This window comes from Lunatimonas sp. (assembly GCF_020832325.1).
Classification (GTDB): domain Bacteria; phylum Bacteroidota; class Bacteroidia; order Cytophagales; family Cyclobacteriaceae; genus Lunatimonas.
In genome coordinates, this window is sequence record NZ_JAFIEU010000047.1 from 129,746 (window position 1) to 142,329 (window position 12,584).

9 protein-coding genes are annotated in these 12,584 nt (G+C 42.0%); all 9 read left to right on the forward strand.

What is annotated here, in order from left to right; all coding sequences use genetic code 11:
• The first annotated feature begins 53 nt into the window (after positions 1-53).
• The 9 genes from JJU34_RS18420 (at position 54) to JJU34_RS18460 (ending at position 12,578) form a co-directional block, all read left to right on the forward strand.
• Positions 54-4,691, forward strand: coding sequence for a DUF6443 domain-containing protein (locus JJU34_RS18420; RefSeq protein ID WP_228693887.1), 4,638 nt, complete (start codon positions 54-56; stop codon positions 4,689-4,691).
• Positions 4,688-5,188: a hypothetical protein gene (locus tag JJU34_RS18425; RefSeq protein WP_228693888.1), complete on the forward strand. Its 501-nt coding sequence runs from the start codon at positions 4,688-4,690 to the stop codon at positions 5,186-5,188. Before JJU34_RS18420 ends, JJU34_RS18425 begins: the two co-directional genes overlap by 4 nt.
• A gap of 222 nt (positions 5,189-5,410) precedes the next feature.
• Complete coding sequence (locus JJU34_RS18430) at positions 5,411-6,379, forward strand: hypothetical protein (RefSeq protein ID WP_228693889.1); 969 nt, start codon at positions 5,411-5,413, stop codon at positions 6,377-6,379.
• Positions 6,380-6,946: 567 nt separating this feature from the next.
• Complete coding sequence (locus tag JJU34_RS18435; protein ID WP_228693890.1) at positions 6,947-7,765, forward strand: hypothetical protein; 819 nt, start codon at positions 6,947-6,949, stop codon at positions 7,763-7,765.
• Between the two features lies 1 nt (position 7,766).
• Complete coding sequence (locus tag JJU34_RS18440; RefSeq protein WP_228693891.1) at positions 7,767-8,387, forward strand: Imm26 family immunity protein; 621 nt, start codon at positions 7,767-7,769, stop codon at positions 8,385-8,387.
• Between the two features lie 16 nt (positions 8,388-8,403).
• A complete protein-coding gene (locus JJU34_RS18445; RefSeq protein WP_228693892.1) occupies positions 8,404-8,592 on the forward strand; it encodes a hypothetical protein in 189 nt (62 codons plus the stop codon).
• An 845-nt stretch (positions 8,593-9,437) separates the two neighbouring features.
• Positions 9,438-10,394, forward strand: a complete 957-nt coding sequence (locus JJU34_RS18450) for a hypothetical protein (protein WP_228693893.1) — start codon at positions 9,438-9,440, stop codon at positions 10,392-10,394.
• 52 nt (positions 10,395-10,446) lie between these two features.
• Positions 10,447-11,283, forward strand: coding sequence for a hypothetical protein (locus JJU34_RS18455; RefSeq protein WP_228693894.1), 837 nt, complete (start codon positions 10,447-10,449; stop codon positions 11,281-11,283).
• A gap of 341 nt (positions 11,284-11,624) precedes the next feature.
• Entirely contained in the window at positions 11,625-12,578 is a 954-nt protein-coding gene (locus tag JJU34_RS18460; protein WP_228693895.1) for a hypothetical protein, read from the forward strand.
• Positions 12,579-12,584 lie beyond the last annotated feature (6 nt).

Sequence of the window (12,584 nt, forward strand, 5' to 3'; positions counted from 1 at the left end):
TGGCTAATTTTTCTGCGAACGGACAGACGCCTACCACAACCAAAAATTATATAATGGAAAAAACGGTTTTGGTTAAGGATTTGAAAACAAAGTCGCAATTGACCGGACAATCAGTAAGCAACGTTAATACCCAATTGACTTACTTTGATGGTCTTGGTAGGCCTGTCCAGCAAGTCGGATATCAATCAACCCAAAGCAAGAAGGATTTCGTCCAGCATATACAATATGATGAGCATGGTAGGGTGAAATACAGTTATCTCCCTTACGGGACTGGAACAACGGGAACAGCTGCATTCCGGGCTACCGCAGGTTCCGAGCAGGTTACTTTTTACAATAACCTTTTCGGAGGGAATGCAGGAAACTTTGCGTTTGGCGAAAACGAATACGATGGGTCTCCATTAAATCAGGTAACCACCAGCTATGCACCCGGCAGTCCCTGGTCCAAAACTAGTGGTGGCGGTGGAAAGCCGGTAACTATGGACTACCAGCTTAATGCAGACATCGATAAAGTAATCCACTGGGAGATTCTCGATGATCAATTGATATCCAAACAGTTTTATGCTGCGAATGAATTGTATAAATTCATCTCAACGGATGAAGAGAACCATCAGGTAATCGAATTCAAGGATAAACAAGGCAGAGTACTTTTAAAAAGAGTGCAGGCACCCAATAGTAACTGGGCAAACACGTATCAGGTATATGACAAATATGGCAACCTGATTTATGTACTTCCTCCGGAGGCGTCAGATGAATATGATAACGCAGATCTGATAATGCCTGTAGGGTATCATTTAGTGAAAGACGATCAAAACTATTCGTCCATTTCCGGCATCTCGGGGGGCAAGATTGCCTATCTTCCGACCGGATCGGTAACAATTTCCCCAAGCACCACCCTGGGAAACGGTGTTCATATAAAGCCTCACGGGATTATGCCAGTTCAAAGCTTCTTGGACCAATGGGCCTTTCAATACAAGTATGATGACCGACAGCGTTTAACCGAAAAGATAGTTCCCGGAGCTAAGCCAATGTATTTAGTGTATGATAAACTGGACCGTGTCGTGTTGACCCAGGATGGGAATCAACGACTGTCTAACAAATGGACGTTTGTCAAGTATGATCAATTGAACCGCCCGGTTATTGTAGGTGAAAAGGTAATTTCCGGATCATTAGCCACCGTTAGAAGTGCCGTGGAAAATTCAACGGTACTTTTCGAATCCTACACCGGAAGCGGAGTGAGCAAATATTCCGACCTTGCCTATCCTACCGGCATTACCGAGGCGGAGATCCTTTCCGTAACCTATTTTGACAACTATAAATTTACAACAAAATCCTTTAGTCTTTCTGCGCAGTTAAACAGCAGTGCGGACGGAAAGATAATTCCCGCTGTATTCGCTACTGTCAGAGGAAAAGCGACGGGCACTAAAGTGAAGGTCCTGGGAACCACGGCTGATTACATCGAAACGGTAAATTTCTATGATAACCGCTATCGGTTGATCCAGTCTAAAGTGGTCAATTATAAGGACGGGGAAGATATCATCTCCATCCAGTATGATTTTGCCGGTAGAGTAAGGAAGACCCATTTGGCCCATAATAATCCAGCAGCGGATATCGCCTCAACCAATGTAACCCAGGAATACACGTACGACCATGTAGGTAGGCTGCTGACCATTAACCATAGTATCAATGGAGATCCTTCGGTCACCCTGGTAAGCAATACCTACAATGAATTGGGTGAGTTGATAAACAAGGATTTGGCCGATAGCTACGAAGATATCAACTACGCTTATAATATCCGTGGCTGGCTGAGCAAGATCAACAATCTCTCAGATGCCACCGATAAGCTATTCGAGATGGATTTGGAGTACAATAACGCCCCCACAGGCCACAAAGTACATAACGGCAATATTGGGGCTACCGCCTGGAAGAACCCCTATGAAGCTATGGTCAACCGCTATGACTATGAATACGATGAAATGGATAGGCTAAAGGCCGCCGATTACAGCAATGGCGGAGCAAGTACGATGTCGTTTGACGTTCCCTTGATCGGTTATGATCTGAACGGCAATATACTAACGCTGCAGCGAAAAGGAACGGATGAGAACGACAACGTTAACGTAACCATCGACAACCTAAGCTATACGTATGCCTTGGGAAACCAACTCAGCAAAGTCTCTGACAGTTCGGGAAAGACAGCAGGATTCAACGACGGGACCAACCAAACGGTGGAATATACCTATGATGATAACGGTAATATGAAGGAAGACCGGAACAAGGGAATTACCTCTATCGAGTACAACGTATTGAACCTGCCGAAAAAAGTAACTTATAACGCTTCCAAATATATTGAATACACCTACGATGCCTCTGGTGCCAAGCGATCCCAGAAGGTTGTAGAAAGCGGAACGACGACCACCTCCGATTTTGTGGCAGGTTTCGTCTATGAAAACAATAAGCTGCAGTTCATGCAGCATAATGAAGGACGGGTGGTGGCCAAACGGACCGAAACTGGAACCTTTGACGGCTTTCAGTATCAATACCATTTAAAAGATCATCTGGGAAATGTACGTGTGACCTTTAAGACCGAGGAGGCATCCGCCGGCAGATACACAGCTACTCTAGAAGATGACGCTGAGACTAAGGAATATGAAAGCGTTTACTTTAGCAGGTATGAAGAAGTAACCCGGATAAATGCGGATATTTTTGACCATACGGATGCGGGAAACAGCAAGTCGTATTCAATGCGGTTAAACGGTACCCCGAATGAAGTATATGGGCTTGGGAAATCACTGGCCGTAAATCCCGGAGACGTGGTGGATGCTGAGGTGTGGGCCAAGTATCTGGACCCGTCTACCAAGGGTAAACCCGGTACTGCCTTTGCCCAACTTGTCCAGGATCTGTCAGACAATGTGTCTTCTGTAATCGTGGACGGTGCAAAAACGGCAACCGCTACGGCTATGCCCCTTGCCGGGTTGATCGATCGGGGTTCGGAGACCTCAGAGGCCCCAAAAGCCTATTTGAATATGCTGGTTTTTGACCGGGAGTATAAGCTTATAAATTCCAGCTTCAAACAAATCGGGAAGGAAGCCGCCGAAGATGGATCGGATATCAGCCACCAATACCTAAATGTCGGCCCGATGACGATATCAGAACCGGGATATGTGTATATTTACGTCTCCAATGAAAATGGAGATCCTGTGGAAGTATTCTTCGATGATTTCAGTGTAAACCTTACGGGTACGGATATCGTGCAGAAGGATGATTACTATCCTTTTGGGGGAAGCTTTAATGCCTATACCGACCTGAGTACCCCACAGCAGGAATACCTTTACAACGGGGTAAGGCGGAACAAGACCACGCAGCTTTATGAAACGGCCTTCAGGACCTACGATCCGTATCTGGGGAGGTTCAATCATATAGACCCCTTGACCGCCATGGTGCCGGGCCTAAGCCCCTACCACTTTGGGTTTAACAACCCGGTACGCTACAGTGACCCGATGGGATTGATGGGGGATGATGCAGGAATGTGGGGTACGGGGAATACCTATGCATCAAACTACTCCCAGAATCCCTTTGACCTTATGCCAAAGGCTGGCGGATTTACCGGCCCAGGTTCGGGAAACCACTGGTCAGATGATATTCCCGGCAACCCGAACGATCCGGCAAAAAGGGATTATTATTTACTGAGCGGGAGTGAGTTTGAAAAGAAATACGGTGCACACCAAGTTAATACGGTATTTATCGCTGGAAATTTGTATATCGTTTCGAACACTACTCGATGGACAGAGTATGATGGGGTAGCCAATGAGAATTCATATACTTATGAAACAACATTTACTAAAGCTGATGCCAGTTCGGGAGGCAATGGTTGGCATCCACCAATGGCATTACCAAGCGGAAAAAATGTCTTAGACGCAACGGCTGGAGTTTTAAGCCATCCTGCGACAAGTGTTTTCTTACAAGTTGGAGATGATGCGTTAAGGTATATTGGCTTAACAAAAGTAATCCCAGGACTTAATATTGCTGCAAATGCTGCTAGTGCTTACGTCTATACAAGCGATATGTCTAATCCCAACTTAAGCGATGGTAGGAAAGCTTATCGTACAGTATCGAATGGTGTTCCTTTGGTGTTGGGAACAGGTGCGATGATAGGTGCATTTAGTACAGGTGTTGGTGGATTAGGAGTTGCTATAGGAGTAGTCGGTTATGTCGGAGAACAAGTTTATGACCATGCAATACAACCAGCTATATGGTATGTTTCTGGTAGGATTGTCGAATATAATTCTTGGTTTAAAAGTGGTGGTTATAATTCAATGTATAGTGACCAAAATTTGAAAGGCAATATTGTACGTATTGACAATTCTTTAAATAAGTTGTTGCAAATTAATGGATATAACTTTGAATGGAAAGACGGTATCGCACCAGAAGAAGGGCATGACATTGGACTATTAGCGCAAGAGATTGAGAGGATTTATCCAGAATTGGTTGTATCTGATAGTTCAGGATATAAAAAAATCTACTATTATAAATTAATCCCTGTTATGGTTGAAGCTATTAAAGAGCAACAGATAAGAATTGATTCACAAAATGTTTTGTTGATTAACTATCAACAAAACATCAAAGAAAATGAGCAATTACTTAATAGTGTTTTAATTCGACTCGATGAATTAGAAAAAATGAAGAAAAATAAATGATAGAACAAAAAATAACACCTAAGAAACACCTCAAACATATATGGACTTATATATTGTTTTCATTTATTATGGTGCTTATCATGTTTTATGATTGGGCAAATAAAATTGAGAGCAACAACAAGGCTATATATATAATTTATTTTGTTTTTGGTACCGTTAGTATTATTAATATCTATTTACATCTTGAATATTACTTTGCCAACAGAGGGGTTAAGTTGCAATATGATAGAGAGAAAGGAGAAATACGGTATCGTAGAAAAATAGTAGAGATTGTAATATCGCCTGAATCAGTAAAGAGTATTGAAATACACCAAAGCCGTTTTTTTAAGAAAAAGGGTGGTTTTCTTACAACAGATAATTATCACTTTTATAAATTTATTTTATATGATGGAAAAAAGGTGGTAATAACAAGTTTGCTGTACCCCGGTTTTGAGTATAAATTAGAAGGTATCACGGAATTGAAAGAAAAAACAATTAGTTCAATATTATTTGATTAGTTATCTGAATCGCGCCACATCTGGGTGTAGAATCGGCTACACCCTACTATTCCTAACCTGTTTTGCTTTCGTAATCACTTCAATTCTATTTGCAGTTATACGGGAAAATATTAGAATATTTAGCTAAAAATATAACCTGATAAATTCCAGCTTTAAGTAGATCAGTAAGGCAGCGTCCGATATACCTAAATGTCGGCCCGATGACGATATCAGAACCGGGATATGTGTATATTTATCCCCTTGGCCGCCATGGTTCCTGGCCTAAGCCCCTACCACTTTGGGTTTAACAACCCGGTACGGTACAGTGACCCGATGGGTTTGATGGGGGATGATGCGGGAATGTGGGGTACGGGGAATACCTATGCGTCAAACTACTCCCAGAACCCGTTTGACCTTATGCCAAAGGCTGGCGGATTTACCGGCCCGGGGTCGGGGAATCACTGGTCTGATCAGTATAGGGATCCCTATCATAATTGGATGTCGATGGATACCGATGGATTCAGGGATTTCTATGGCCTTGACAATGGTTTTGGTAGAACCAATTTTGAAAGAGCTATGGAATTGACTGGGAGTTTTACGGGTATAGGATCATCTCAGGGGGCGAGTTTTTTTTATGGAGTCAATGGTATGGGGGACGGAAATGGGAATATTATCCCCGGAACGGAAGTCTATATTTTGTATCAGCATCTCACAGATAGCCGGCCATCTGGGGGGAGTAATAACGCCATCAACACCACGTTAAACTCATTTGGCGGTGTATTATCAGTACCAGCTGGAACTATGTCGTTACGCGGATGGGGGCATGACATGCTTCTGAAGGAAGGCGAATGGCTTGGGAATAATGGAAGAATATATTCAACAAAGTTTTATGGGAGCAACAATTGGCTTTCGGGTACCCAAAATGCCTTTAGGGCAGCTGGTTCAGCTGCCAAAGCTGCGGGCAATGCCTTGGGTGGAATAGGCGTAGGCTTTGCCTTAGGATCAGCAATACAATCAACGAGAGACGGAAAAGATAACACATCCACTTGTGTTGACCTTACTATTACAGGAGGATTATTTATTGGAGGTTTAGCGGCGGGAATAACAGGGGCACCGGTCGTTGCTACATTTGGGATAATTTATGGAGTCTATCGCTTGACAGCTGGATCAAACGGCGATGCTTTAATTGATCAATATTTTGGATATCGATGAATAAGAACATTTATACATATTTATACTGGTGTTTTTATAGCATGGTCAGGAAAAGAGCAGGTGACACAAGTCACCAAAGGGCTGCCGTTCTCTTTTCTATTAGTCAGTTTTTCTGGATTGTAATTATTGCTATATGGACATTTGTTCTGCTAAATAATGATGAATTTAAATATTTAAAGTCATATGACTTTCGAATCTTGTTTGCAATGATAATGCTAATTATCATAGGTATCAACTATTGGATTTTGCTTAGAGAAGATCGATATATAAAAATTAATAATTTTTATAGTCAGAGCTGTTCAAAGCGAAAGGCTGGTCTATTTGGTATTCTGATAATCATATTAAGCTTCGCATTAGTTATCGCTTCAGGAATTGCATTAAGTAAAACTATTAATGGTTGGTAATAAAATCACTTATCTGTTCAACTGTGAGGCTAAACACAACAGCTGTATGAAATCGCATTCAGAACCTTCGGTCCATATCTGCTCAGGTTCAATCATATAGACCAACACATTTGCCGCCATGGTTCCGGGCTTAAGCCCCTACCATTTTGGGTTCAACAACCCGGTGCGGTACAGTGACCCGATGGGATTGATGGGGGATGATGCAGGAATGTGGGGTACGGGGAATACCTATGCATCAAACTACTCCCAGAATCCCTTTGACCTTATGCCAAAGGCTGGCGGATTTACCGGCCCGGGTTCGGGACATCACTGGTCTGATAGGATTGGGAATTCAGATTGGTCCATGTGGGGAGGTAGCCAAATGTACAAAGATGGGTTGGCAAGTGGAGCCATTGAATATGGAGGTAAATTTTACAATATCGATGGAGATGGAAACCGGGGGGATCCATATGAAGAGAGAAATGGAAGGCTAGGCTATTGGGTGGATTACACTACCACCACTGTATCTGGTAATTACTTAGGCGGATCACTCACCCTATCAGCAAAACCATCTCAATGGGTTAATGTTGAATCAAATAGCGGGAGGGATCAAACTGCTGTTAATCTACCAAGCCTAAATCATAATTATGTTATTGATGGGCCTCAATTTGTCGGGGGAGATATACCGTTTATACCCGGCCCAGGAAATGTCAAAGGAGGCTACACGTTGTACAGAGCAATAGCCAAGGACGGAAAAACATATTGGGGTATTACTAAGGATATTGTGAGAAGGGGTAAACAACATGGAGAACGATTTGCTATGGGATTGGATGAAGTATATACAAATTTGTCGAAAGGAGCTGCAAGGGGATTAGAGCAGCTTAAGATTGACCAGCATGGGTTGAAAAATTTAGATAATATCATAAACAGTATAAGTACGAGAAAACCCAAATTGGCTGAATATTACCGGGAAGCAATAAAGTATCTAAAAGAATTACAATAGTATGGCAAGAAGACTAAAACACGGAGATATTCTCCAAATTCCTTTACCGAAGAACCTTGGTTTTGCCTACGGAAGATACCTTGATCTTGAGGAGTTATTTCCTCCGCCAGAACCACCTCGATTATCTGATTTGATTAAGATATTTAATTATAAAACCCCTACCAATGAATATAATCTTAAAGAGATGGAAAGTAGCGGATATCTTATGCAGCCGCTACTGGTAAGTGGTCTACCGCCGACAATAAAAAAAGGTATTTGGCATATTCTAGATGAAAAAGCTTTTTCAGAAGACAATCGGATCCCACATTTCAGCCGGCATGAGAATTGGATTTCAGATGATATAAATGATAATTGGTATTTTTGCGTTGATGCCAATTCACAAAAAAAAGTCAGATCCACTTATGACGACGTAAAGCACCTTTCGAGATTGGCAGCTGATGGCACTGGAATAATTGAATTAAAGATAGCATTGACCTTTTTAATCCAAGATGGAAAAAGAATTGAGGACTACTTTGATTTGGATGAATATTATGAGAAAGCCACCTTTGAGGCAGTAAAAGCTACCCCACCTTATTATCTCTTACCGAAAGAAATAAGAGATAAGGCCTTGAATTCGCAATAACTTTGATAATCCTGGTATGGACTATAAAAATCTTAGAATATTAATTGACGTTGGTCATAAAGTTAATGAGAATGATCTGAATTTGCGTTACACTTTGGCGGATACAATTGAAGCAAGAGGGATTGGGGATGTTTGGGATGAAGGAATGGGAGAAAATTATATTGAAATTAATGTGGAGCTGGATTCCACAAGGTTCTGCTTTTAGAAAAGCCTTACGTTGAGCGTCTAGCCCATTTCCTTCAGTCGGATCCCCAAGGAAATCAGTACCAAACTCAAACTAATTTTGTTAAACTGTTTACAATACATTTATAGTTGATATAATAATAAAATGAATTTAAATTGACTTTTATTGGTTTTCGTTAAAATAAAATTTAACCTTACCACTGTTTACTAAAACCTACAGCTTACTTCCAAGGTATCAATTGAAAAAAAATAAGTTATCACTATTTGTTTTAAAATATTTTCCATTTATATTTCGTACAAATAATCATGGAGCTGCCAAGGTATAGAAGCATCATCATTTTATTTTTGATAGTGACCTTTTAAATCGTATCTGCTTCAATAATTTAGTAAGAAATTTTTACTCACTTTTAATTTTCAAGGGTATGGTTCCTTGTTTGTATTTGTTAGGTAGTGTCCTAACTCTATTAAGAGAATTTGAATCTATTTCGCTCCTGAACATTGAGTCAGGATCCTTTTCACTTAGACCATATATAAATGATATTTCCGGAGAGACCTACTGGCCTCCGGGAGTTTAGTAGCAAGATTCGAAGTGTTGTAAAAAAATATGCAGCCTTTTTTGCATCGAGTGAATAGCAAGTAGTTAAACACAATCTCCTTAGGGTTCTGTTCCAAGAATTTAAAAACTCGTAGAAGTTTAATCAGAGGTGTTGTTTACGCTTGACCGGTATCCGGTATCTATATATTAACAGTTCAACATTCTCCGTCAACGCAATCTTCTTTAGGATTCTTGCTACCCAATTTTAGTTGGTAGGGTACACTATATGAGATGGTTCAATATGACACCATAACCAATTACAAAAAATGTATATGAGCAATCGCATCCAAGCAAAGAGATCTCTGATTTTTAGTATTTTATTGATAATCATCGGGTTTCCCTCATTTTCTCAGACATCCTCCGTTATCATTCCGTCAAATATCTCAACCGGGAGCCTAGAGAAGAACCTGTTGTTTTATGCACAAACCAGGTATTCCGTTTCGCAACAGGGTGCAGCTACCGTATCACTCCCCATGATGTTTGACGGAAGGTTTCTTCCTAATGGGACTACTGTTGGCGTGAGCGAGTCCAATCCTACAATAATTCTAATTGAAGATTTACCGAATGCCCACACTCAGGCAGGTGCATGGATAGGATGGAGTAGTCGGGGCTGGAACCCTTCAAAGTTCAAAATTGAAATATTCAATATACATAACGGTGCAAATCAGTGGATCGAATTAGCTGACGTGTCCGGATATACAGTAAGGCACTTTATGGTACCAGTCACACCAGCAAATATTGGAAAAATAAGATTTACTTTTTATCAGGCTACGGGGACTAATGGCAGAATGCAGCTGAGCGAGTTGTTCTTTATCCATCCGGAGGCTGTACATGCCTATGATGGACTCCTCCTACAGCAAAACGCAAATGGGAATGTGGGAATTGGCGTCCCCAATCCCTCGCACAGGTTGGAGGTCAATGGGACTGTCAGGGCCAAGGAGGTGAGGCTGGAAGCCAACAACTGGCCGGACTATGTGTTTCGAGAAGAATATCGGCTAATGCCGCTTGACGAGCTTAGGGGATTCATTGGTAGGCACGGCCATCTACCAGGTGTTCCAAGTGAGGCCGAGGTGGTCAAACATGGCGTTCAGGTTGGCTATTTAAATACCGTTTTGTTAAAGAAAATCGAAGAACTTACCCTATATGCAATCTCCCAAGAGGAACGTGTAGAAAGCCTGATCCAAACGGTAAAGTTGCTTGAAAACCGATTGGAGAAAGTAGAAAAATGATAAAGCGAATCATTTGTTTACTTGTTTTTTGGGATAAATCAAACCATATAAAATGAACTTTGAAATACAATTGAAAAAATCGGTTTTCCCCAAGTTGATGGTTTTTCTTTTGATGGGACAGCTAACAGTTGGGATCGTCCTAGGGCAGTCAAATCATTTTCCTGCTACGGGAAATGTCGGGCTGGGATTAACAAATCCGTCGGCACAGTTGCACATGTTGCGCGGGGCAACTACGCCGACATATCCCAGCGGAAACAGTCGAGGTGATATACATCAGCTTTTTACAGCAGGAAACAATGCCATTGAGATCGGTAACGCCCGTGGAACCAATAACCGAAGAGCTTGGATACTGGCCCGACATAATGACGTCGCGGGATTCGGAACTGAATTGAGTACTTTACACCTTCAGCCAAGTGTAGGTTCCTCGGCATCCTATAGGGGAGTAAGCATTGGATATCCCGCTTCGGGTGTGCTACCGGCAGGAACTCATTTGGCTGTAAATGGGAAAGTTGGGATTGGCACGTTATCTCCGGCCGAGATGCTTGAAGTCAACGGCACAATAAAAAGCAAGGAAGTAAACGTAACAGCTTCTGGCTGGCCGGACTACGTATTCAAATCGGACTATAACCTAATGCCCCTAAGTGAAGTAGAAGGATTCATCCATCAAAATGGCCACCTTCCCAATATCCCCAACGAAGCAGAGGTGATGGCCAACGGGGTTAATCTCGGGGAGATCAATGCCAAACTTCTTGAAAAGGTGGAGGAACTCACACTATATCTGATTGAGCAAAGGAACGAACTGGAATCACAGAAGCTGATAATCATGGAACAATCCAAAAATATCGAGCTGCTGCTACACCAAACGGGAAACTATTCCATAAGAGAATGATCCTAAAGTCCTACATATGGCTGCTCTTTTTCATTCTTGGAGGCAATATGGTATTTGCCCAAGTGGACGTATACTTACCTGATTCCATCTCGGTCCTTGACCCTACGCTAGACTCTCTACAGATTAACAGGATTAAAAGATATTCCTTGGACTCGCTACGGACTAATATGCTTAAAAATAACCCGTGGGACTCCGTTTCGATCTACCGTCCTGATTCTTTGACTTCGAAAGTAATTATTAAGCCACGAAAGGCTATTGATCCTATTTTGACTTCAAGCCAGAGGTACAAGCAGGTACTACCTGATAAAAATAGTTTACCCATTCCAACTCTTGACACTAAGTTGGGTAAAGATAGGATTACTGGAATCCAAAAAGGAATTTATCCTCAACTCCAGCCTGAGTTACCCGATCTGAAAGCGTCTGTGCTGAAATTGAAGGGCAATAGGCCGGAACTGGAAAAACTTTCGGCCACTGAAAATTATTCACAAGATTTAATACAAATCCGTAACACGGCTGACAGTTTCTCCAACTACAATGGGGATTCGCTTTTGAGCTCATTTTTGGAGGAAGCGGAAGAAAGAGCTACCGGGGTATTACTTGCCGAAATTGGAGAGTTTCCTTCGGAAAACGCTGGAATACCAGACGTGACTAGTCTCACTGAATCCCAAAATTCCATTGAAGACTACCATGCCAACCGAATTCTTGAAAAATCCAAACAGGCCAACCATTTTGAAAACAGGGCACTAGTCGATCAGCAGAGGCAAAAACTGGATGCGTTGAAGCATAAATATAGCCATGTGCCGGATTCGAGAGGGCTAGATTCGCTTGTGAAGAAAACCAGTATTGCACATCTCTCTTTGTTCGAAAGGTTGGAATATGGGGGGATGCTTCGCAACCCTTCCGCAAAGCCTTTTCAGCTTGAACTGAATCCATTTGTCGGATATAGGATCAACAAGCTTTTTGTCGCTGGAGCGGGAGCATGGGTGCAGCTGATGCCGGGGAGTGACAGCCATGCGAAGTACACTGGAATTTCGTTTTACGCCATGCATAAGGTACGTAAAAGTATGTATGCAACGGTCGGTTATGATATTTCGGAAACGAAAAGAAACCCTGCGGAAAATAAAAGTATCAAGGGATCAAAAATTTGGGCGGGCGTTGGCACCGATACGACCCTGTTTAGGACGATATCTCTGAGGTCCCAAGTAACCTACGGTTTCACACAGTTGACCAAGGCCAATAAAGACGAATTTCAGTCCCCTTGGGCCGTTTTTTTCGGAATTGTACATTTTAAATAACACATA